The sequence below is a fragment of the Kaistia sp. MMO-174 genome (assembly GCF_037147815.1).
Taxonomy (GTDB): Bacteria; Pseudomonadota; Alphaproteobacteria; order Rhizobiales; family Kaistiaceae; genus Kaistia; species Kaistia nematophila.
This window is the reverse complement of record NZ_JBBCUO010000004.1, coordinates 489,023-511,765: the sequence shown is the minus strand read 5'-3', so window position 1 is coordinate 511,765 and position 22,743 is coordinate 489,023. Positions and strand designations below refer to the sequence as shown.

At 67.5% G+C, this 22,743-nt stretch carries 18 protein-coding genes; 14 read left to right on the top strand and 4 right to left on the bottom strand.

From position 1 onward, the window contains the following. Positions 1-16: 16 nt before the first annotated feature. The 9 genes from WFK98_RS17355 to lpdA all read left to right on the top strand — a co-directional run bounded on the left by WFK98_RS17355 (position 17) and on the right by lpdA (position 11,784). A complete protein-coding gene (locus WFK98_RS17355; protein WP_336801120.1) occupies positions 17-409 on the top strand; it encodes a VOC family protein in 393 nt (130 codons plus the stop codon). Positions 410-685: 276 nt separating this feature from the next. After that, the gene (locus tag WFK98_RS17350) at positions 686-1,264 is read left to right on the top strand and encodes an AprI/Inh family metalloprotease inhibitor (RefSeq protein WP_336801119.1); all 579 of its coding nucleotides are present in this window, start codon (positions 686-688) and stop codon (positions 1,262-1,264) included. 45 nt (positions 1,265-1,309) lie between these two features. Further along, positions 1,310-2,476: a cell division protein ZapE gene (gene zapE, locus WFK98_RS17345; protein ID WP_336801118.1), complete on the top strand. Its 1,167-nt coding sequence runs from the start codon at positions 1,310-1,312 to the stop codon at positions 2,474-2,476. Positions 2,477-2,632: 156 nt separating this feature from the next. After that, positions 2,633-3,598, top strand: coding sequence for a malate dehydrogenase (gene mdh, locus WFK98_RS17340; protein ID WP_266338977.1), 966 nt, complete (start codon positions 2,633-2,635; stop codon positions 3,596-3,598). 51 nt (positions 3,599-3,649) lie between these two features. Continuing rightward, positions 3,650-4,849: an ADP-forming succinate--CoA ligase subunit beta gene (gene sucC, locus WFK98_RS17335; protein WP_266338976.1), complete on the top strand. Its 1,200-nt coding sequence runs from the start codon at positions 3,650-3,652 to the stop codon at positions 4,847-4,849. Continuing rightward, the gene (gene sucD / locus WFK98_RS17330) at positions 4,849-5,733 is read left to right on the top strand and encodes a succinate--CoA ligase subunit alpha (protein WP_266338975.1); all 885 of its coding nucleotides are present in this window, start codon (positions 4,849-4,851) and stop codon (positions 5,731-5,733) included. The genes sucC and sucD overlap by 1 nt, the downstream gene beginning before the upstream one ends. 107 nt (positions 5,734-5,840) lie before the next feature. After that, the gene (locus WFK98_RS17325) at positions 5,841-8,819 is read left to right on the top strand and encodes a 2-oxoglutarate dehydrogenase E1 component (RefSeq protein WP_266339083.1); all 2,979 of its coding nucleotides are present in this window, start codon (positions 5,841-5,843) and stop codon (positions 8,817-8,819) included. 88 nt (positions 8,820-8,907) lie between these two features. After that, positions 8,908-10,131: a 2-oxoglutarate dehydrogenase complex dihydrolipoyllysine-residue succinyltransferase gene (odhB, locus tag WFK98_RS17320; protein WP_336801117.1), complete on the top strand. Its 1,224-nt coding sequence runs from the start codon at positions 8,908-8,910 to the stop codon at positions 10,129-10,131. Positions 10,132-10,380: 249 nt separating this feature from the next. Further along, a complete protein-coding gene (gene lpdA, locus WFK98_RS17315) occupies positions 10,381-11,784 on the top strand; it encodes a dihydrolipoyl dehydrogenase (RefSeq protein ID WP_336801116.1) in 1,404 nt (467 codons plus the stop codon). Positions 11,785-12,014: 230 nt separating this feature from the next. Here the strand turns inward: lpdA and WFK98_RS17310 are convergent, their stop codons facing one another. Continuing rightward, a complete protein-coding gene (locus tag WFK98_RS17310; RefSeq protein WP_336801115.1) occupies positions 12,015-13,334 on the bottom strand; it encodes an MFS transporter in 1,320 nt (439 codons plus the stop codon). A 201-nt stretch (positions 13,335-13,535) separates the two neighbouring features. Here WFK98_RS17310 and WFK98_RS17305 point away from each other — a divergent pair, with 201 nt between their 5' ends. Then, positions 13,536-14,798, top strand: coding sequence for an Hsp70 family protein (locus tag WFK98_RS17305; protein WP_336801114.1), 1,263 nt, complete (start codon positions 13,536-13,538; stop codon positions 14,796-14,798). Here WFK98_RS17305 and WFK98_RS17300 read toward each other — a convergent pair. Beyond that, positions 14,777-15,616 carry a helix-turn-helix transcriptional regulator gene (locus WFK98_RS17300; RefSeq protein WP_336801113.1) on the bottom strand — a complete coding sequence of 280 codons (840 nt, stop codon included), beginning with the start codon at positions 15,614-15,616 and terminating at the stop codon, positions 14,777-14,779. The two genes, WFK98_RS17305 and WFK98_RS17300, sit on opposite strands and share 22 nt — an antisense overlap. A gap of 116 nt (positions 15,617-15,732) precedes the next feature. Here WFK98_RS17300 and WFK98_RS17295 point away from each other — a divergent pair, with 116 nt between their 5' ends. After that, entirely contained in the window at positions 15,733-16,527 is a 795-nt protein-coding gene (locus tag WFK98_RS17295; RefSeq protein ID WP_336801112.1) for a class I SAM-dependent methyltransferase, read from the top strand. Positions 16,528-16,678: 151 nt separating this feature from the next. Here WFK98_RS17295 and WFK98_RS17290 read toward each other — a convergent pair whose 3' ends face one another. Both WFK98_RS17290 and WFK98_RS17285 read right to left on the bottom strand, forming a co-directional pair. Then, the gene (locus WFK98_RS17290) at positions 16,679-17,638 is read right to left on the bottom strand and encodes a tyrosine recombinase XerC (RefSeq protein ID WP_336801111.1); all 960 of its coding nucleotides are present in this window, start codon (positions 17,636-17,638) and stop codon (positions 16,679-16,681) included. 222 nt (positions 17,639-17,860) lie between these two features. Next, positions 17,861-18,157: an antibiotic biosynthesis monooxygenase family protein gene (locus tag WFK98_RS17285; RefSeq protein WP_266338967.1), complete on the bottom strand. Its 297-nt coding sequence runs from the start codon at positions 18,155-18,157 to the stop codon at positions 17,861-17,863. Positions 18,158-18,248: 91 nt separating this feature from the next. Here WFK98_RS17285 and WFK98_RS17280 point away from each other — a divergent pair, with 91 nt between their 5' ends. From WFK98_RS17280 to atpA, 3 genes are all read left to right on the top strand, one after another. Beyond that, positions 18,249-20,417, top strand: coding sequence for a primosomal protein N' (locus tag WFK98_RS17280; protein WP_336801110.1), 2,169 nt, complete (start codon positions 18,249-18,251; stop codon positions 20,415-20,417). 213 nt (positions 20,418-20,630) lie between these two features. Then, positions 20,631-21,191 carry a F0F1 ATP synthase subunit delta gene (locus WFK98_RS17275; RefSeq protein WP_266339082.1) on the top strand — a complete coding sequence of 187 codons (561 nt, stop codon included), beginning with the start codon at positions 20,631-20,633 and terminating at the stop codon, positions 21,189-21,191. Continuing rightward, a complete protein-coding gene (gene atpA, locus WFK98_RS17270) occupies positions 21,191-22,720 on the top strand; it encodes a F0F1 ATP synthase subunit alpha (RefSeq protein WP_266338965.1) in 1,530 nt (509 codons plus the stop codon). The genes WFK98_RS17275 and atpA overlap by 1 nt, the downstream gene beginning before the upstream one ends. The last annotated feature ends 23 nt before the right edge of the window (positions 22,721-22,743 follow it).

Sequence of the window (22,743 nt, the reverse complement as noted above, 5' to 3'; positions counted from 1 at the left end):
CAGCATAGGGGGCAGCATGGGCGTTCTGGATCACATCGGCATCACGGTCAGCGACCTCGATCGCGCCATTGCCTTCTACAGCGCGGCTTTCGCGCCGCTCGGCGTCAGCGAGCAGATGCGGGTGCCGGGCGAGCTCACCGGCTATGGCGACGTCGTCGGCTATGGCGCTGCCGGCAAGCCGGAGATCTGGCTGAGCGGCGGCGCCCGCACCGAGCCGCATGTCCATATCGCGCTCGTCGCGCCGAGCCGGGCGGCCGTCGACGCGTTCTATGCGGCGGCGATGGCGGCGGGCGGCACCGACAATGGCGGGCCCGGCATCCGGCCGCACTACCACGCCAATTACTACGGCGCCTTCGTTCTCGATCCGGACGGCCACAACATCGAAGCCGTCTGTCACCGGCCGGAATAGGCGCAATCGCAACACGTCGCGCTTTCTTCGTTAACGGGGTGTTAACGAGACTTGTCGCGCCCGGCGATATGCCGTATTGCGCCAAGTAAGATAGGCTGCGGAATATCGAGTGATCTCCCGTCATTTTCCTCCCGTCCAGATCGACCGGTCCGTGCCTTTGGTGCGGCCGCCGATGCGGTTTGGCGTGCGGAATGGTGTTTTTCCGCCTGCCTCAAAGCGGCTCGATTGTGTGCGTATGCTGATGCGGCACCGAGGATTTCGATGATGGAGAAGCTTATGTCCCGACGTCTCGCGCCGATCGGCCTGGTCGCCCTGATGGCGGCCGCCTTGAGCGGCTGCGGCTCGTTCGGGGCCATCGGCCTGGGGCCGATGGAGCGTTCGGCCAAGCCGGTCGAAAGCGACACGCTGCCGCCGGTCGCCTCGGCGCCGGTGACCCGCAATACGCTGCCGCCGCCGCCGGTCGACCCCAACGCGCAGACCGCGCCGATGGCCGAGCAGGGCACGCTGCCGGGCGCGACGCCGATCGAATCCACCCCGTCGGCCCCGCCGCCGGTTTCGACCGCCTCCGGCGCCGAAATCGGCCGCACCGACCTGCTTGGCGGCTGGACCCTGCAGTCGGGCGGCGAGAGCTGCCAGCTGTTCATGACGCTGACCAGCTGGACCGGCGGCTATCGCGCTTCGACGCGCGGCTGCCAGTCGGCGACGCTGAAGTCGATCTCGGCCTGGAGCCTCAACGGCTCGCAGGTCGTGCTGGCGGGAGCCAACGGCGTTTCGGTGGCCAGCCTCACCTCGTCCGGCAAGACGCAGTTCAACGGCCAGCTCAACAGCGGCGGCGCCGTTTCGTTCTATCGCTGATGGATGCAGCCCGGCCTCGGTCGAGGACGGGGTAGGGGTGTTCGGGTGAGCCAGGGTCTGCCGGTCGTATCCCGCGTCGCGGATGCCTATCGCGAACGCCTCGCCGCGGGCGAGATCGAGGAAGATCCGGCGCAGCAGGCGCTGGTCGCCAGGTTCGACGCCCTCAATGCCCGCCTGGCGGAACGCCGGCTCGCCCGCAAGTCGAGCGCGCTCGGCTGGCTGTTCGGCAAGCGCGAGGCGGTGACGCCGGAGATCCGCGGCCTCTACATCCATGGCGATGTCGGTCGCGGCAAGACCATGCTGATGGACCTGTTCTTCGAGCGCGCCGCGCCGCAGCGCAAGCGCCGGGCCCATTTCAACGACTTCATGGCCGACGTGCATGCCCGCATCTTCCGGATGCGCGAGGCGATCAAGGCCGGCACCGTCTCCGGCGAGGATCCGATCCCGCCGGTCGCCGACGAGATCGCGGCGGAGACGCAGCTGCTCTGCTTCGACGAATTTACCGTCACCAACATCGCCGACGCGATGATCCTCGGCCGCCTGTTCACGCGGCTGTTCTCCCGCGGCGTCGTTCTGGTCGCGACCTCGAACGTCGCGCCGGACGATCTCTATGCGGGCGGCCTCAACCGCACCCTGTTCCTGCCCTTCATTCAGCTGCTGAAGGAGCGGGTGGAGGTGGTCCGCCTCGCGGCGCGGACCGATTACCGGCATGAGAAGACCTCGCGCGCGCCGGTCTATCTGAGCCCGCTCGGTCCCGATTCGGACGCGGCCATGGACGCCGCATGGCTCCGCCTGACGTCAACGTCATCGGGCGAGCCGATCACGCTCGAGGTGCTCGGGCGCGATGTGGTGGTGCCGCAGGCGGTCGATGGCGTCGCCCGTTTCAGCTTCGCCGATCTCTGCGCCAAGCCTCTCGGCGCCAGCGACTATCTCGCCATCGCGCATGCCTTCCACACGGTGCTGATCGATCACATCCCGGTGATGGGCGAGGCGCGCCGCAACGAGGCCAAGCGTTTCATCACGCTGATCGACGCGCTCTATGACGGCGCGGTCAAGATCGTCGTCTCGGCCGATGCTGAGCCGGAGCGGCTCTACACCGCCGACAGCGGTCTGGAGGCTTTCGAATTCGCGCGCACGGCGTCGCGGCTCACCGAAATGCGGTCGGAAGAATATCTTGCCAAGCCGCATCGGGGTTTCATCGTAGAGACATGACCTTTACGTAAGGTGCTGCCCGAATTGGCGGATTGCCGCCACGTCAGGTGCTGCGACGACTTGCACCGGGCGCGCAATGGGGTTAGACCACCCGCGTTCCGACAGAGTCAAGCTGTCGCATTACGTTTAGGTAAACCTCCATCGGGAGACCTGCACATGGCACGAGCCAAGATTGCTTTGATCGGTTCCGGTCAGATTGGCGGCACGCTCGCCCTTCTCGCCGGCATCAAGGAACTGGGCGACATCGTCCTCTTCGACATCGCTGACGGCGTTCCCCAGGGCAAAGCACTCGATATCGCCGAAGCCGCTCCGGTGGAGGGTTTTGACGCCAGCCTTTCGGGCGCGTCCTCCTACGCTGCCATCCAGGACGCCGACGTCGTCATCGTCACCGCAGGCGTGCCGCGCAAGCCGGGCATGAGCCGCGACGATCTTCTCGGCATCAATCTCCAGGTCATGGAGCAGGTCGGCGCCGGCCTGAAGAAGTACGCCCCGAACGCCTTCGTCATCTGCATCACCAACCCGCTCGACGCGATGGTGTGGGCGCTGCAGAAGTTCTCCGGCCTGCCGGCGAACAAGGTGGTTGGCATGGCCGGCGTGCTCGACTCGGCCCGCTTCCGTTATTTCCTGGCCGAAGAGTTCAAGGTCTCCGTCGAGGACGTGACGGCCTTCGTGCTCGGCGGCCATGGCGACACCATGGTGCCGCTGACCCGCTATTCGACCGTTGCCGGCATCCCGCTCACCGACCTGGTCAAGCTCGGCTGGATCGAGAAGGATCGCCTGGAAGAGATCGTCCAGCGCACGCGTGACGGCGGCGCCGAGGTCGTGAACCTGCTCAAGACCGGCTCTGCCTTCTACGCGCCCGCCGCTTCGGCGATCGTCATGGCCGAGAGCTACCTCAAGGACAAGAAGCGTGTCCTGCCGGCGGCAGCCCTGCTCGACGGCCAGTACGGCATCAAGGGTCGCTACATCGGCGTGCCGATCGTCATCGGCGCCAACGGCGTCGAGCGGATCATCGAGATCGAGCTGAACAAGTCCGAGCAGGCCATGCTCGACAAGTCGGTCGCCTCGGTCGAGGGTCTGGTCGAGGCCTGCGTCAAGATTGCCCCGGCTCTCGGCGCCTGATCGTCCGAGCCCGCACCAGAGACAACAGCCCCAAAAGGCGGAACGTCATCGATGAATATTCATGAGTATCAGGCGAAGGCGGTGCTGAAGGAATTCGGCGCCCCCGTATCGCGCGGCATCGCCATCTTCACTCCCGAGGAAGCCGAGGCAGCCGCCAAGGAACTCGGCGGCCCGCTCTGGGTCGTCAAGTCGCAGATCCATGCCGGCGGTCGCGGCAAGGGCAAGTTCAAGGAAGCCGCGGCTGGCGAGAAGGGCGGCGTCCGCCTCGCCAAGTCGATCGACGAGGTCAAGGCCTTCGCGGGCCAGATGCTCGGCAACACGCTGGTGACCATCCAGACCGGCCCGGCCGGCAAGCAGGTCAACCGCCTCTACATCGAGGACGGCTCTGATATCGAGAAGGAGTTCTACCTCTCGCTGCTCGTCGACCGCGAGACCTCGCGCGTCGCCTTCGTCGTTTCGACCGAAGGCGGCATGGACATCGAGGAAGTCGCCCATTCGACGCCCGAGAAGATCAAGACCTTCTCCGTCGATCCGGCGACCGGCATCATGCCGCATCACGGCCTGACCGTCGCCAAGGCGCTCGGCCTCAGCGGCGCGCTCGCCAAGCAGGCGAACGACGTCGTCGCCAAGCTCTATGCGGCCTTCGTCGCCAAGGACATGGCGATGCTCGAGGTCAACCCGCTGATCGTCACCAAGGACGGCAACCTCAAGGTGCTCGACGCCAAGGTGTCGTTCGACTCCAACTCGCTCTACCGTCATCCCGACGTCGTCGCGCTGCGCGACGAGACCGAGGAAGACGCCAAGGAGATCGAGGCGTCGAAGTATGACCTCGCCTATATCGCGCTCGACGGCTCGATCGGCTGCATGGTCAACGGCGCCGGCCTCGCCATGGCGACGCTGGACATCATCCAGCTCTACGGCGAGAGCCCGGCCAACTTCCTCGACGTCGGCGGCGGCGCTTCCGAAGAGAAGGTGACGGCGGCGTTCAAGATCATCACCTCTGATCCGAAGGTGAAGGGCATCCTCGTCAACATCTTCGGCGGCATCATGAAGTGCGACGTCATCGCGCGCGGCGTCATCGCCGCGGTGAAGGCGGTCGGCCTCCAGGTTCCGCTCGTCGTGCGCCTCGAGGGCACCAATGTCGAGCTCGGCAAGCAGATCATCCGCGAGAGCGGCCTGAACGTGATCCCGGCGGACGACCTCGACGACGCTGCCCAGAAGATCGTCAAGGCCGTGAAGGAAGCCGCCTGATGTCCATCCTGATCGACAAGAACACCAAGCTCATCACCCAGGGCTTCACCGGCAAGAACGGCACGTTCCACTCCGAGCAGGCGCTGGCCTACGGCACCAAGCTGGTCGGCGGCACGTCGCCGGGCAAGGGCGGCCAGACCCATCTCGGCCTGCCGGTGTTCGACACCGTGGCCGAGGCGAAGGACGCCACCGGCGCCGACGCCTCCGTGATCTACGTGCCGCCGCCGGGCGCCGCCGACGCGATCTGCGAGGCGATCGACGCGGAGATCCCGCTGATCGTCTGCATCACCGAGGGCATCCCGGTGCTCGACATGGTGCGCGTCAAGCGTTCGCTGTCGGGTTCCAAGTCGCGCCTGATCGGCCCGAACTGCCCCGGCATCGTCACCGCCGACGCTTCGAAGATCGGCATCATGCCGGCCAACATCTTCAAGAAGGGCTCGGTCGGCATCGTCTCGCGCTCGGGCACGCTCACCTATGAGGCCGTGTTCCAGACCACCCAGGAAGGCCTCGGCCAGACCACGGCGGTCGGCATCGGCGGCGATCCGGTCAAGGGCACCGAGTTCATCGACGTTTTGGAAATGTTCCTCGCCGATGATGAGACCACGTCGATCGTCATGATCGGCGAAATCGGCGGTTCCGCCGAGGAAGACGCAGCGCAGTTCCTGGCCGACGAGGCCAAGCGCGGCCGCAAGAAGCCGATGGTCGGCTTCATCGCCGGCCGCACCGCGCCTCCGGGTCGTCGCATGGGCCATGCCGGTGCGATCATCTCCGGCGGCAAGGGCGGCGCGGAAGACAAGATCGCGGCGATGGAAGCCGCGGGTATCCGGGTGTCGCCGTCGCCGGCGCGCCTTGGAAAGACCTTGGTTGAGGTCTTGAAGGGCTAAGAGGCAAGACCGACATTCCGACTGCCGGAATGTCGGTTTTTCAGCAAGAGCGCGGCGCGTGGCCGCGCGATCAAGGAGAGAGGGGCGTGGCGCTCCTCAACCAGCACATGTCACGCGAGCAAGCCAACGCGGCCTTTGCGACCTCTTCGTTCCTCTATGGTGGCAACGCCACCTATATCGAGGATCTCTATGCGCGCTATCAGAACGATCCCGCTTCGGTCGATCCGGAGTGGCAGACGTTCTTCTCGGCGCTGAAGGATGATCCGAAGGCCGTGGTGGCGGAAGCGCGCGGCGCGACCTGGAAGCGGCCCGACTGGCCGCTGCATGCCAATGGCGAGCTCGTCTCGGCCCTCGACGGCAATTGGGGCCAGGTCGAGAAGGTCGTCACCGACAAGCTGAAGGCGAAGGCGGCCCAAGCCGCGGCGACGCCTGGCACCGCGCCGGCCGGCGCGGCTCTTTCGGAAGCGGCGATCCAGCAGGCGGCGCGCGACAGCGTCCGCGCCATCATGATGATCCGCGCCTATCGCATGCGCGGCCATCTGCATGCCGATCTCGATCCGCTGCATCTCGTCACCGTCGGCGATCACGAGGAGCTGCATCCCTCGACCTACGGCTTCACCGAGGCCGACTACAGCCGCAAGATCTTCATCGACAACGTGCTCGGGCTCGAATTCGCCACCATCCCCGAGATGCTGGAGATCCTGAAGCGCACCTATTGCTCGACGCTCGGCGTCGAGTTCATGCACATTTCCGATCCGGCCGAGAAGGCCTGGATCCAGGAGCGCATCGAGGGCCCGGACAAGGCGATCACCTTCACGCCGGAAGGCAAGAAGGCGATCCTGAACAAGCTGATCGAGTCCGAGGGCTTCGAGAAGTTCCTCGACGTCAAGTATACCGGCACCAAGCGCTTCGGCCTCGACGGCGCCGAAGGCCTGATCCCGGCGCTCGAGCAGATCATCAAGCGCGGCGGCAATCTCGGCGTGCACGAGATCGTCGTCGGCATGGCGCATCGCGGCCGCCTGAACGTACTGACGCAGGTGATGGCCAAGCCGCACCGCGCGCTGTTCCACGAGTTCAAGGGCGGTTCCTACGCGCCCGACGACGTCGAGGGCTCGGGCGACGTGAAGTACCATCTCGGTGCCTCGTCCGACCGCGAATTCGACGGCAACAAGGTCCACCTGTCGCTGACCGCCAACCCGTCGCATCTCGAGATCGTCGATCCCGTCGTGCTCGGCAAGTCGCGCGCCAAGCAGGACCTGCACAAGGATTATGTCCGCACGGGCACGCTGCCGCTGCTGATCCATGGCGACGCGGCCTTCGCCGGCCAGGGCGTGGTGGCGGAGTGCTTCGGCCTGTCGGGCCTGAAGGGCCACCGCACCGGCGGCTCGATCCACTTCATCGTCAACAACCAGATCGGCTTCACGACGAATCCGCGCTTCTCGCGCTCGTCGCCCTATCCGTCCGACGTCGCCAAGATGATCGAGGCGCCGATCTTCCACGTGAACGGCGACGATCCCGAAGCGGTCGTCTTCGCCGCCAAGATCGCGATCGAGTTCCGGCAGAAGTTCCACAAGCCGGTTGTCATCGACATGTTCTGCTACCGTCGCTTCGGCCATAACGAAGGCGACGAGCCCGGCTTCACCCAGCCGCTGATGTACAAGAACATCCGCAGCCATCCGTCGATCGTCGAGATTTACTCCTCGAAGCTGGTGGCCGAGGGCCTGATGACTTCGGAAGAAGTCGACGCGGCCAAGGCGGCCTGGCGTTCGCGCCTCGAGGTCGAGTTCGAAGCCGGCCAGTCCTACAAGCCGAACAAGGCCGACTGGCTCGACGGCGCCTGGGCCGGCCTCAAGGCGGCTGCCGCCGACGACGAGCCGCGCCGCGGCAAGACCGGCGTCGAGATGGACACGCTGAAGGCGCTCGGCGCCAAGCTGACCGACGTGCCGGCGGACTTCCACGTCCACCGCACCGTCCAGCGCTTCCTCGACAACCGCAAGAAGGCGATCGAGAGCGGCAACGGCATCGACTGGGCGACCGCCGAGGCGCTCGCCTTCGCGACGCTCGCCAATGAGGGCCATCCGATCCGCCTGTCCGGCCAGGATTGCGAGCGCGGCACCTTCTCGCAGCGCCATTCGGTGCTCTACGACCAGGAAAACGAGGAGCGCTTCATCCCGCTCAACAATCTCCGCGAGGGCCAGGCGCGCTACGAGGTCATCAACTCGATGCTCTCGGAAGAGGCGGTGCTCGGCTTCGAGTACGGCTATTCGCTGTCGGAGCCGAATGCGCTGACCCTCTGGGAAGCCCAGTTCGGCGACTTCGCCAACGGCGCCCAGGTGGTGTTCGACCAGTTCATCTCGTCGGGCGAGCGCAAGTGGCTGCGCATGTCGGGCCTCGTCTGCCTGCTGCCGCATGGCTATGAGGGCCAGGGTCCGGAGCACTCCTCCGCCCGTCTCGAGCGCTTCCTGCAGATGTGCGCGGAAGACAACATGCAGGTCGCCAACGTCACGACGCCGGCGAACTACTTCCACATCCTGCGCCGGCAGCTGAAGCGCGACATCCGCAAGCCGCTGATCCTGATGACGCCGAAGTCGCTGCTACGCCACAAGCGCGCCGTGTCGACGCTGGCGCAGCTCGGCCCGGATTCGTCGTTCCACCGCCTGCTGTGGGACGATGCCGAGTTCCTCAAGGACGAGCCGATCAAGCTGGTGGCCGACGAGCGCATGCGCCGCGTCGTGCTCTGCACCGGCAAGGTCTATTACGACCTCTACGAGGAGCGCGAGAAGCGCGGCATCAACGACGTCTACCTGCTGCGCGTCGAACAGCTCTATCCGTTCCCGCTCAAGGCGCTGGTCCAGGAGCTGTCGCGCTTCAAGAACGCCGAGGTCGTCTGGTGCCAGGAAGAGCCGAAGAACATGGGCTCCTGGTCCCATGTCGACCCGTATCTCGAATGGGTGCTCGGTCAGGTCGGCGGCAAGTCGACCCGCGCCCGCTACACCGGCCGCCCGGCTTCGGCGGCGACGGCGACGGGCCTGATGTCAAAGCATCTCGCCCAGCTGAACGCCTTCCTCGAAGACGCGCTCGGATAAAGATCCCGGCCGGCGCCCTCAGGGCGCCGGCCGGCACCGCAATTCATCAAGAACGTCCACCCAAGTTCGAACGGTAAGAGACCAAGCCATGGCAACCGAAATCCGCGTCCCGACCCTGGGCGAGTCCGTGACCGAGGCGACGATTGGACGCTGGTTCAAGAAGGTCGGCGAGGCTGTCGCGGCCGATGAGCCGGTGGTCGAACTCGAGACCGACAAGGTCACCATCGAGGTTCCGGCGCCGGCCGCCGGCGTGCTCGAGGCCGTGGCCGCCAAGGATGGCGACACCGTCGGCGTCGGCGCGCTGCTCGGCACCATCGCCGCTTCCGGCGCGGCCGCCGCGCCCGCCAAGGCCGAGGCTCCGAAGGCCGCCGCCCCCGCTCCGGCGCCCGCCGCTGCCGCGGCTCCGGCCAAGTCGGTCGCTGCCGACGCCAACGGCCCGGCTGTCGCCAAGCTCGCGGCCGAGAGCGGCGTCGACGTTTCCGCCGTCGCCGGTTCGGGCAAGGATGGCCGCGTCACCAAGGGCGACCTGCTCGGCGCGATCGCCGGCGGCGCCACCGCGCCGGCTCCGGCCGCTCCGGTCCAGGTCCGCGCCCCGTCGCCGGCCGCCGATGCCGCCCGCGAAGAGCGCGTCCGCATGACCAAGCTGCGCCAGACCATCGCGCGCCGCCTGAAGGACGCGCAGAATACCGCCGCCATGCTGACCACCTTCAACGAGGTCGACATGGGCGCCGTGATGGCGCTGCGCAGCCAGTACAAGGATCTGTTCGAGAAGAAGCACGGCGTGAAGCTCGGCTTCATGAGCTTCTTCACCAAGGCCGTGATCCAGGCGCTGAAGGAAATCCCGGCCGTCAACGCCGAGATCGACGGAACCGACCTGATCTACAAGAACTACTACAACATCGGCATCGCCGTCGGCACCGACAAGGGCCTCGTCGTGCCGGTGCTGCGCGACGCCGACCAGCTGTCGCTCGCCGGAATCGAGAAGACGATCGCCAGCTACGGCAAGCGCGCCCGCGACGGCCAGCTCAAGATCGACGAGATGCAGGGCGGCACCTTCACGATCACCAATGGCGGCATCTACGGTTCGCTGATGTCGACGCCGATCCTGAACGCGCCGCAGTCGGGCATCCTCGGCATGCACAAGATCCAGGAGCGGCCGATGGTCGTCGGCGGCAAGATCGAGATCCGCCCGATGATGTATCTGGCGCTTTCCTACGATCACCGCATCGTCGACGGCAAGGAAGCCGTGACCTTCCTGGTGCGCGTCAAGGAGTGCCTCGAGGACCCGCAGCGTCTCGTTCTCGATCTCTGATCGAACGGACGGAACCGACATGGCTTTCGTCCCCCAACCTCCGGTGGTCCCGGCGCGCGCCAGCGTTCCGGGTCGCCTTGTGGTGGCAGGGGTGAGGGCCCGACAACAGCGCGCCCGGTTCGGGCGCGTTTTTCCATCAAGCCGGCCGGAGCAGCGGATTGGCGCCTCGTGCGTTCCGCCACGCCTCCGGCCATTTGCATTTGCGCTGAACGCGCCGCTGGCTAACGCCTAAATCGTTCGGGAGTCCCCATGTCCTACGATCTCATCGTCATCGGTTCTGGTCCGGGTGGCTATGTCTGCGCCATCAAGGCAGCCCAGCTCGGGCTGAAGGTCGCCGTCGTCGAGAAGCGGGCCACCTATGGCGGCACCTGTCTGAACATCGGCTGCATCCCCTCCAAGGCGCTGCTGCACGCCTCCGAGATGTTCGAGGAAGTCGGCCATCTGGATGCGCTCGGCATCAAGGTCGCCAAGCCCAAGCTCGACCTTCCGGGCATGCTGGCCCACAAGAGCGCAACCGTGAAGTCGAACGTCGACGGCGTCGCCTACCTGTTCAAGAAGAACAAGATCGACGGCCATATCGGCACGGGCTCGATCGCCGCGCCCGGCAAGGTCGTCGTCACCAAGGAAGACGGCTCGACCACGACGCTGGAGACGAAGGCGATCGTCATCGCCACCGGCTCCGATTCCGCGCCGCTGCCCGGCGTCCCCATCGACGAGAAGCGCATCGTCACCTCGACGGGCGCGCTCGAACTCGACAAGGTGCCGGCGAAGCTGATCGTCGTCGGCGCCGGCGTCATCGGCCTCGAGCTCGGTTCGGTCTGGCGCCGTCTCGGCGCCGAGGTGACCGTGGTCGAGTTCCTCGACCGCATCCTGCCGGGCATGGACGGCGAGGTCACCAAGCAGTTCCAGCGCATGCTGGAGAAGCAGGGCTTCACCTTCAAGCTCGGCACCAAGGTCACCGCGGTCGACACCAGCGGCAAGACGCTGAAGGTCACGGTCGAACCGGCCAAGGCGGGCGAGGCGGCTGCCGAGACGCTGGAAGCGGACGTCGTGCTGGTGGCGATCGGCCGCCGTCCGTTCACCGAGGGTCTCGGTCTCGAAGCGGTCGGCGTTGCCCTCGACGAGCGCAAGCGCGTCAAGGTCGACGGCCACTACCAGACCAACGTTCCCGGCATCTACGCGATCGGCGACGTCATCGCCGGCCCGATGCTGGCGCACAAGGCCGAGGACGAGGGCGTCGCGCTCGCCGAGATCCTCGCCGGCCAGGCGGGCCATGTGAACTACGACGCCATTCCCGGCGTCGTCTACACCAGCCCGGAAGTCGCCACCGTCGGCAAGACCGAGGAAGAGCTGAAGGCCGCAGGCATCGCCTACAAGGTCGGCAAGTTCCCGTTCTCGGCCAATGGCCGCGCCCGCGCCATGCTGGCGACGGACGGCTTCGTCAAGATCCTCTCGGATGCCGCGACCGACCGCCTGCTCGGCGCCCACATCGTCGGCAAGGGCGCCGGCGAGATGATCCACGAGGCGGTGGTGCTGATGGAGTTCGCCGGCTCGGCCGAGGATCTCGGCCGTTCGACGCACGCGCACCCGACCATGTCGGAATCGATCAAGGAAGCGGCGCTCGCCGCCTGGTCCAAGCCGATCCACATGTAAGCGCAGTGTCGCCGAGGCGTTCGGCGGCGACGCAGACAACAAAAAGCCGGCGCTCCTCTCGGGGCGCCGGCTTTTTCGTTTCAAGGAAGTAAGACCCTCACCCAACCCTCTCCCGCAAGCGGGCGAGGGCTCGTTGGCCGGCGTTTGCCCGGCTCAGCGATTCATCGGGCGCAGGCAGGCTCCCTCTCCCGCCGGGCGGGAGAGGGTTGGGGTGGGGGCGCTTGCGGGCCTCAGGTCAGCGGTTGCTGCTTCGTTTCCACGTCGATCGCCGCCGTGGCGATGGCACCGAGCAGCAGGATCGCCGCGAACAGGCCGAGCGCGACGTTGAAGGAATAGGTCACCACCATGCCGACCACGGTCGGCGCCAGCAGGCCGCCGAGGCGCGCCATGGCGCCGGCGAGGCCCATGCCGCTGGCGCGCAGCGGGGTCGGGTAGAGCTCCGGCGTGAAGGCGTAGAGCGCGCCCCAGGTGCCGAGCAGCGCGAAGCTCATCAGCATCATGGCGGCGGCGATCGCGAGCGGGTCGCTCAAGACGGCATAGAGGAAGCAGCCGACGGCCGAGAGCAGCAGGAAGGCGATCAGGGTCGGCTTGCGGCCCCAGCGCTCGACGCCGAAGGCTGCCAGCGCATAGCCGGGGATCTGCGCCAGCGCCAGCAGCACCAGGAAGCCGTAGCCGCGCAGGAAGCCATAGTGCTCGCCGGCCGAGACCAGCTTGCCCGGCAGCCAGACGAAGATGCCGTAATAGGAGATCGACACCAGCAGCCAGGCGGCCAGGATCAGCCAGGAGCGGCGGGCATAGGGACCGGAGAACAGGGCCGAGAGCGGCAGGCGCTGCTCCTTGGTGTCGGTCAGCTTGCCGGCGAGCACCGGCTTGCCATTGGTGGTGGCGACGCGGTCGAGCACGGTCTTGGCCTCGGTCGCCTTGCCCGTCCGCAGCAGGTAGTACGGCGATTCTGGCACCCAGAAGCGCAGCGCAAGGCCGATCAGCGCCGGCAGCGCCGTGATGACGAAGATGAAACGCCAGCCATCCGCCATGCCGTTGGCCGCGGCGTACCAGGCGGCGAGCGCCACGATCACCGTGCCGACGGCCCAGAAGCTCTCGAGGCCGACCAGCCAGCGGCCGCGCCGGTCGGCGGGCAGGAACTCGGCCATCATGGCGTAGTCGACCGGCAGCGTGCCGCCGACGGCGAGGCCGGTCAGGAAGCGGAAGATCAGCAGCATGGTGAAATCGGAGGCGAAGGCGGAGGCGAGGCCGAACAGCGCGTCCGTCAGCACCGTGATGATCAGAAGGTTGCGGCGGCCGATGCGGTCGGCGAGGCGGCCGAACAGGGCGGCGCCGACCAGCATGCCGACGAAGAACAGCGTGCCGGTCTGCAGCGCCGCCGGCAGGCTGAGATCGAAGGTCTTGGCGATCGACGGCGCCGTGAAGCCGATCGACAGCACCTGCATGGCGTCGGCGGTCCAGACGAGGCCGAATATCAGGAACAGCCGGCGCTGGAACGCCCCCGTCCCGGTGGCGTTCAACGCCTCGTCGATAGTCACGTCCCGCATCGTCGTCTCCCATAGCCCCGGCGTCGCGAATCGACGCCACCCAGACGCAGCGTCCTTCCGACAGGAAGCGGATGAGGCCAAATCAACATTGGTTTCACGGTGAAAGATCCATGCTGCGATGCGGCGATATTTCCATGCGCAGCCCTTGATCCGGTCGCCGCTTTTCCTTAACCAGACCGGCCCTTCACGGAGTTTACGATCATGGCAGCCTGCGGCCTCGACTTTGGCACGTCCAACACCACGCTCGGCGTGTCGTCGGCCGAGGGCCCGGAACTGGTGGCCCTCGATGGCGACAGCGTCACCATCCCGAGCGCGATTTTCTTCACGCCGGACGGCCTGCCGCCCTCCGTCGGCCGCGCCGCCATCCGCGCCTATGTCGACGGCACCAGCGGCCGCCTGATGCGCAGCCTGAAATCGGTGCTCGGCAGCTCGCTGATCAACGAGGCGACGCAGGTCGGCCGAGGCCGAGTCAGCTTCCGGAGCGTGATCGCGCAGTTCGTCGCCATCACCCGGCGCCGGGCCGAGGCCGCGACGGGCCTTTCGATCGACGCCGTCGTGCACGGCCGTCCGGTGCATTTCGTCGATGGCGACCCGGAAGGCGACCGCAAGGCGGAGGAAGCGCTGCAGGCGATCGCGCAGGAAGTCGGCTTCCGCCACATCTCCTTCCAGTACGAGCCGATCGCGGCGGCGCTCGACTACGAGCGCCAGGTCGGCGACGAGGAAATCGCGCTGATCGCCGATATCGGCGGCGGCACGTCGGATTTCTCCATCGTCCGGCTCGGCCCGGCGCGCCGGAAAAAGGCCGACCGCCTCGACGACATCCTCGCCAATGACGGCATCCGCGTTGGCGGCACGGATTTCGACCATTACCTCTCGATCGGCAAGGCGATGCCGCTGCTCGGCTTCGGTTCCGGCATGAAGCGGGAGGGCCTGCCCGTGCCGTCCGGCTACTACCACGACCTCGCCACCTGGTCGTCGATCAACCGCCTCTACGAGCGCGGCGTCATGCAGCAGCTGCATGAGGTCCGGCGCGAGGCGCAGCACCCGGAGCTGATCGAGCGGCTGATTCACGTCGTCGAGGAGCATGGCGGCCACCGGCTCGCCATCGACATCGAGGCGGCGAAGATCGCGCTCGCCGACGAGCCGAAGGTGGAGGTGCTGCTGCACTGGATCGAACGCGGCCTGGCGATGACGGTCGATCGCGGCGTGCTCGTCGACCGGACGCGCGGCCTTGCAGACCGGATCGCGGCGCGCATCGGCGATTGCCTGCGCGATGCCGGGCTCACCGCCGACGCCATCGACGCGGTGTTCCTGACCGGCGGCTCGACCCGTCTCGCCCATGTCCATGCGGCGATCCTCGCCACAGTGCCGGGCGCGCGCGTCGTCGACGGCGACACCTTCGGATCGGTCGGCACCGGCCTCACCATCGAGGCCACGAACCGCTACGGCGTCGTCGCCGCCTGATCGCCGGCGCCATCGGCCGGCGCCAGCATCACCAGCTTGATGTCGGGGTGGCGGGCGAGCAGGAAAGTGATCTGCTCGTAGCGCAGGAAGCCATCGGTCGGATGGTCGAAGGTGCGCAGGCCCCCCTCGCGGTCGACCACCGCATGCGCCTCCCAGGCCTCGGCGAAGAACGGGCTCGCCCGCGTCAGCTCCTCGACGAGCGCCCGCAGTTCCGGCCCCTGCAGGTGGCGGCTGTAGTCGGCGCGGAATTCCGCCGCCACGCGCCGGGCGCGCGTCTCCCAGTCGCGGATGATCCGCCGGGCGGCCGGCGCCGTGAAGATATAGCGCAGCAGATTGTTTTCACATGAAACGCTGGCGGCGTCGCCGTCGAGCCAGCCGACGAAGAGATGCGCCGCGGGCTCGTTCCAGGCGAGCGCCGTCCAGGCCCGGTCGAGCACATAGGCCGGCGTCGGCAGGGCGGCGAGCGTGGCGGCGAGCCCCGGCGGCAGCGCGTCGGCGCCGTCGTCCTCGCCCGCCTGCGGGTCGCGCCGGCCGCCGAGGTCGAAGAGATAGGCGCGCTCGGCCGGCGTCAGCCGCATCACCCGCGCCAGCCGTCCCAGCGCCGTCGCCGAGACGGAGATCTCGCGTCCCTGTTCGATCCAGCTCAGCCAGGTGGCGCTGACGCCGGAGAGCTGCGCCAGCTCCTCGCGGCGCAGCCCCGGCGTGCGCCGTCGCGTGCCGGGATCGAGCCCGAACATCGCCGGCTGCAGCCTCTCGCGATGGGCGCGGATGAATTCGCCGAGTTCGCGGCGGCGGACGAGGTCGGTTTCCGGGATCATGGCACCCATTATACCAGGATAAAACAGGATCTGGTACGGGTTTACGACGACTGGCAAATCCTGCGCCGACGGTCGATGATCACCACCGACAAGATCGACCGCGCGGAAACACAGCCATGACCCAATCCACGACCGACAACGCTGCCGCGCGCCAGAGCCACGAGGCCCTGGTCGTGCAGCAATTCGGCTCCCAGGCCTCGGCCTATGTGGCCAGCACGGTGCATGCCCAGGGCGCCGATCTCCAGCAGATGGTCGAGATCGCGGCGCGCACGCCAAACGCCCGTGCCATCGATCTCGGCTGCGGCGGCGGCCATGTCGCCTATGGCGTGGCGCCGGTCTTGGCGTCGGTCGTCGCCTACGACCTGTCTTCCGGCATGCTGGAGGCGGTCGCGGCGGAGGCGACGAAGCGCGGCTTCGCCAACCTGACCACCCGGCAGGGTGCGGCCGAGCACTTGCCCTTCGCCGATGGCGAGTTCGACCTGGTGCTGTCGCGCTATTCGGCGCATCACTGGCAGAACGTCCGCCAGGGCATTCGCGAGGCGCGCCGCGTCGTCAAGACGGGTGGCACGGCGGTGATCTCCGACATCATCGCGCCGGAGGTGCCGGTTTCCGACACCTTCCTGCAGACCTTCGAGATGCTGCGCGATCCCTCGCATGTGCGCGATTATTCGAGCGCCGAATGGGTGGCGATCGCGTCCGAGGCGGGCTTTGCCGTCACCGGCGTGACGCGCCGCCGCCTGCCGCTCGATTTCGACGCCTGGGTCGGCCGGATGCGGACGCCGGAGGTCCAGGTCGCGGCGATCCGCGCCCTGCAGGCGGCGATGTCGGAACAGGTGCGCCAGCACTTCGCGATCGAGCCGGATGGCTCCTTCACCATCGATCAGGCGGTTTTCGAACTCGTCGCGATTTGAGGACTAAGACCCTCACCCCAACCCTCTCCCGTGACGGGAGAGGGGGCTCGCCGGTATCGGTTGCCGGAAGGGCGCCATATCGATGCAGATTGCCCGCCGAAAGCCCTCGCCCGCTTGCGGGAGAGGGTGGGGTGAGGGTTCTTTCCGGGCTCTAGCCCGACCGGGTACCGCCGGCGCGCGGATGCGCCTTCTCGAACACGGCGAGGAGGCGCTCCGTGTCGATGGCGGTGTAGACCTGTGTCGTCGACAGGCTGGCATGGCCGAGCAATTCCTGGATGGCGCGCAGATCCCCTCCATTGGCGAGCAGATGCGTCGCGAAGGAATGGCGCAGCGCATGCGGCGTGGCGCTGTCGGAAAGCCCGAGCGCGCCGCGCAGCTTTGCCATGGCGAGCTGGATGATGCGCGCCTTGAGCGGTCCGCCGCGCACGCCGAGGAAGAGCGGACCATCCGGCTTCGATTGCGAGGGCGACAGGCGAAGATATTCCGCCACCGCCTCGGCGACGACAGGCAGCACCGGCACCAGCCGGACCTTGCCGCCCTTGCCGGTGACGCGCAGCGTCGCGGCCGGGTCGAGCGGCGCGTCGGCGCGGCGGATGCCGAGCGCCTCCGAGATGCGCAGCCCCGAGCCATAGCAGAGCGCCAGCACGGCGGCATTGCGCGCCGCCACCCATGGCTCCTCGTCCAACTGCTCGTCTATCTCGACGACGCGCAGCGCCGAAGGAGCCGCGAGCGGGCGGGGCAGGGTCTTCGGCTGGCGCGGCGCGCGCATGGCGCGGAAGGCGGCGCCGTTGGCGTGGCCCTCGCGCTCGAGGAAACCCATGAAGGAGCGGATGCCGGCGAGGCCGCGCGCCAGCGTGCGAGCGCCGGCGCAGGACGCGCGCCGCGTCGCCATGAAGCCGCGCAGGTCGGCGGTCCGGATGGCGGTGAAATCGGCGAGCGTCGGCGGATTGCCGATATGGCTGGTCAGGAAGGACAGGAACTGGTCGAGGTCGCGCGAATAGGCTTCGAGCGTCTTCGGCGACAGGCGCCGCTCGCCGCGCAGATGCTCGCCCCACGCGTCGATCTGCTCGAGCGTGTCGCGGGCGGCGATGACGAGGGGCGGCGCGGACATGCCCCCATTACCTGCCAACAGGGTTTATGGGGGGTTAAGGCGGGGCAGAGGGCGAGACAAGACCCTCACCCCCAGCCCTCTCCCGCGAGCGGGAGAGGGGGCTCGCCTGCGCCCGTTGGGTCGTGGGCGCCATGGCGATGGATGGGGCGGCCAAGAAGCCCTCTCCCAGGCGGGGAGAGGATTGGGTGAGGGACTTGCCTGCCTTGTTCCCTTGCCGTCTCCCTAGACCGGCAGCGGCTCCGAAAAATGCGTCACCGTGGGAAACGGGTCGTAGAAGTCGTGCAGCAGCGCCTTCCAGTGCTGGTAGCGGTCGGAGGCGCGAAAGCCGGGGTCGTGGTCGGTGAGGCTCTCCCAGCGCACCAGGAGCAGATAGGTGCCGGGTGACTCGATCGAGGGCCGGACCTCAAGGCCGAGAAAGCCCGGACTGGCGGCGATCAGCGGCGCGGCCTTCGTCATGGCTTCCTCGAAAGCGCTGGCATGACCGGGTTTCACGGTGAGAAGAGCATGTTCGAGGATCATGGTGGCTCGCCTGTTTGTGAGAACGCTATTATCTGGGGCATGAGGGCGGCAACGTCGACCGCATCGTCGCTCCGGGGATTCTGGATTGGAATTGGGCCGCACCGTGTCCGTGCTGCTGCCGCTGGCGGTGGACGGGCCCTATACCTACAAAGTGCCGGCCGGCCTCGACCTGGCGCCGGGCGATATCGTGCGCGTGCCGCTCGGCCCGCGCGAGATGATCGGCGCCGTCTGGGACGATCCGGTCGACCCGTCCGTGGGTCACAACCGGCTGCGCGCCGTCCTGCACCGCTATGATTCGCCGCCGCTCGACGCGAGCTTGCGCCGTTTCGTCGACTGGGTGGCGAACTACACGCTGAGCCAGCGCGGCATGGTGCTGCGCATGGTGCTGCGGGCGCCGGACGCGCTGGAACCGCCGCGCGCCGTTCCGGCGCTGCGGCTCGCCGGCAAGGCGCCCGACCGCGTGACCGCGGCGCGCCAGCGCGTGCTCGATGCGCTCGCCGGCGGCGAGCCGATGCCGAAGAGCGCCGTCGCCGGCTTCGCTGCCGTCTCGTCCAGCGTCGTCAACGGCCTGGTCGAGCAGGGCGTGCTGGAGGCGGTGATGCTGCCGCCGCCGCCGCTGACCCTGCCGCCAGAGCCCGATCATGCCCGGCCGACCTTCGACCCCGGCCAGGCCGATGCCGCGGCGCTGCTGCGCGCCAGCGTCGACGAGGCGGCCTTCTCGGTGTCGCTGATCGACGGCGTCACCGGCTCCGGCAAGACGGAGGTCTATTTCGAGGCGCTGGCGGAAACGCTGCGGATGGGCAAGCAGGCGCTGGTGCTGCTGCCGGAAATCGCGCTTACCGTCGATTTTCTCGATCGCTTCGCCCGCCGCTTCGGCCATCGGCCGGCGGAATGGCACTCCGAGATGCCGGCGCGGCTGCGCGAGCGGGTCTGGCGCGGCGTCGCCACCGGCGAGGTGCAGGCGGTGGTCGGCGCCCGCTCGGCGCTATTCCTGCCTTTCCGCAAGCTTGGCCTCGTCGTCGTCGACGAGGAGCACGACACCGCCTACAAGCAGGAAGAGGGTGTCATCTACAACGCCCGCGACATGGCGGTGGTGCGCGGCCATCTCGGCGGCTTCCCGGTCGTGCTCGCCTCGGCGACGCCGTCGATCGAAAGCCGCGTCAACGCCGACCAGGGCCGCTATCGGCGCATCGTGCTCTCGGTGCGCTACGCGGCGGCGAAGCTGCCGGAGATCCAGCCGATCGACCTGCGCGTCGATGCGCCGGAGCGCGGCCAGTTCCTGGCGCCGTCGCTGGTCGCTGCGATCGGCGAGACGATCGCCAACAAGGGCCAGGCGCTGCTGTTCCTGAACCGTCGCGGCTATGCGCCGCTGACGCTCTGCCGGACCTGCGGCCACCGCTTCCAGTGCCCGAACTGCTCGACCTGGCTGGTCGACCACCGTTTTCGCGGCCAGCTCGTCTGTCATCATTGCGGCCATACCGAGCATCGGCCGGACCAGTGTCCGGTCTGCGACGCCGAGGACAGCCTCGTCGCCTGCGGCCCGGGCGTCGAGCGCGTCGCAGAGGAGGTCGCCAACCGTTTTCCAGAAGCGCGAAGAATCGTGCTGTCGAGCGACCTGCTCGGCGGGGTCAAGAAGATGCGCGAGGAGTTCGACGCGATCCGCAACGGCGCGGCCGATATCATCATCGGCACCCAGCTCGTCGCCAAGGGGCATAATTTCCCGCTGCTGGCGCTTGTCGGCGTCGTCGATGCCGATCTCGGCCTTGCACATGGCGATCCGAGGGCCGCCGAGCGCACCTTCCAGCTGCTGGCCCAGGTGACCGGCCGCGCCGGCCGCGCCGGCGGCGAAAGCCGGGCGCTGCTGCAGACCTACGCGCCGGAGCATCCCGTCATCGCGGCGATCGCCTCCGGGGATCGCGAGGCCTTCTATGCGCGCGAGATCGAGGCGCGACGACTTGCCGTGCTGCCGCCCTTCGGGCGGCTGGCCGGCATCATTGTCTCAGCCGCCGACCGGGCGACATCCTATGGCTATGCCATGGCGCTGCGCCGCACCGCGCCGGAGAGCGGGCCGGTCATGGTGCTCGGCCCGTCCGAGGCGCCTTTGGCGGTTTTGCGCGGTCGCCATCGCTTCCGCCTGCTCGTCCAGGCGCCGCGAGCTGTCGACCTGCAGGGCTTCCTGCGTGACTGGCTGGCGGAGGCGCCTGCCGTGCGCGGCAGCCTCCGCGTGCAGGTGGATATCGATCCGCAGAGCTTCCTCTGAGGCCCGTGGCCGCGCGTGCGGCCGCATTTGGCAAGATTCAAGGCCCGGGCCGTGTTGCGAGTCGCGGGATGCTGTGGTAACGAACGCGCGGCTTCGGGGAATGCCGTTTTTGACGGGTTCAACCCGTTGAAAAAATCTTCAATACGTTCAAGGCGTTGCGTGCAGCATCCGGACGAACCCGGAAGTGGGGGCGCGTCACAGAGCGAGGATCAGGTGGCAGAAGACAAAACTCTCGTATCAGGGGTCGCCGGGCGTTACGCGACGGCACTGTTTGATCTGGCCCTCGAGAGCGGCGCGCTCGACGCCGTCGATGCCGATCTGTCCCGTTTCACCGCTTTGCTGAGCGAGAGCGACGATCTCGTCCGCCTCGTGCAGAGCCCGGTCTTCGATGCCGACGAGCAGCTGCGCGCCATCTCGGCCGTGCTGACGAAGGCTGGCATCGGCGGGCTGGTCGGCAATTTCGTCAAGGTCGCGGCGAGCAATCGTCGCCTCTTCGCGGTTCCCGGCATGATCGCCGCCTTCCGGCAGCTTCTCGCCAAGCATCGCGGCGAAGTCACCGCCGAAGTCACCAGCGCTGAGCCGCTTTCCGAGACGCAGACCGCGGCGCTGAAGGAAGCGCTCAAGGCGCAGATCGGCAAGGACGTCACGCTTTCCCCGAATGTCGATCCGGCGTTGATCGGCGGCCTGGTCGTCAAGGTCGGCAGTCGCATGATCGATACGTCGCTTCGCACCAAACTCAATTCACTCAAGATCGCCATGAAAGAGGTCGGCTGATGGACATCCGCGCCGCTGAAATCTCCGCAATCCTCAAGGAGCAGATCAAGAATTTCGGCTCCGAGGCTCAGGTTTCCGAAGTCGGACAGGTTCTGTCGGTCGGTGACGGTATTGCCCGCGTCTACGGTCTGGACAACGTCCAGGCTGGCGAGATGGTCGAGTTCCCCGGTGGAACCCGCGGCATGGCCCTGAACCTCGAGACCGACAATGTCGGCGTCGTGATCTTCGGCTCCGACCGTGACATCGCCGAAGGCGACACGGTCAAGCGCACCAACGCCATCGTGGACGTGCCGGTCGGCAAGGGTCTGCTCGGCCGCGTCGTCGACGCGCTCGGCAATCCGATCGACGGCAAGGGCCCGATCGAGTTCACCGAGCGTCGCCGCGTCGACGTCAAGGCGCCGGGCATCATCCCGCGCAAGTCGGTGCACGAGCCGATGCAGACCGGCCTCAAGGCCATCGACGCGATGATCCCGGTTGGCCGCGGCCAGCGCGAGCTGATCATCGGCGACCGCCAGACCGGCAAGACCGCGATCGCGCTCGACACCATCCTGAACCAGAAGTCGGTCAACGACACGGGCGACGAGTCGAAGAAGCTCTACTGCGTCTATGTCGCCATCGGCCAGAAGCGCTCGACCGTCGCGCAGTTCGTGAAGGTGCTCGAGGAGCGCGGCGCGCTCGAATACTCGATCGTCATCGCCGCCACCGCTTCCGACCCGGCTCCGATGCAGTACCTGGCGCCGTTCTCCGGCTGCGCCATGGGCGAGTTCTTCCGCGACAACGGCATGCACGCCCTGATCGTTTATGACGATCTGTCGAAGCAGGCCGTCGCCTACCGCCAGATGTCGCTGCTGCTCCGCCGTCCGCCGGGCCGCGAAGCCTATCCGGGCGACGTGTTCTACCTGCATTCCCGCCTGCTCGAGCGCGCAGCCAAGCTGAACGACGACAACGGCAACGGCTCGCTGACGGCTCTGCCGGTCATCGAGACGCAGGCGAACGACGTTTCGGCCTACATCCCGACCAACGTGATCTCGATCACCGACGGCCAGATCTTCCTCGAGACCGACCTGTTCTACCAGGGCATCCGCCCGGCCGTGAACGTCGGCCTCTCGGTGTCGCGCGTCGGCTCCGCCGCCCAGATCAAGGCGATGAAGCAGGTTGCCGGCCCGATCAAGGGCGAGCTGTCGCAGTATCGTGAAATGGCTGCCTTCGCGCAGTTCGGCTCCGACCTCGACGTCACGACCCAGAAGCTCCTGAACCGCGGCGCCCGTCTGACGGAGCTCCTGAAGCAGCCGCAGTTCTCGCCGCTGAAGGTCGAGGAGCAGGTCGCGGTGATCTATGCCGGCGTGAACGGCTACCTCGATCGCATCGAAGTCAGCCAGGTCGGCGCGTTCGAGGCGGCTCTGCTCGCTTCGCTCCGCAGCGAGCACAAGGCGCTGCTCGACGGCATCCGCGACAAGCGCGAGCTGAACGACGACTTCCGTGCGCAGCTCAAGGCCGCGCTGGACAGCTTCGCCAAGTCTTTCGCCTGAATCCTGGCCTGAGCCGGGTCGCC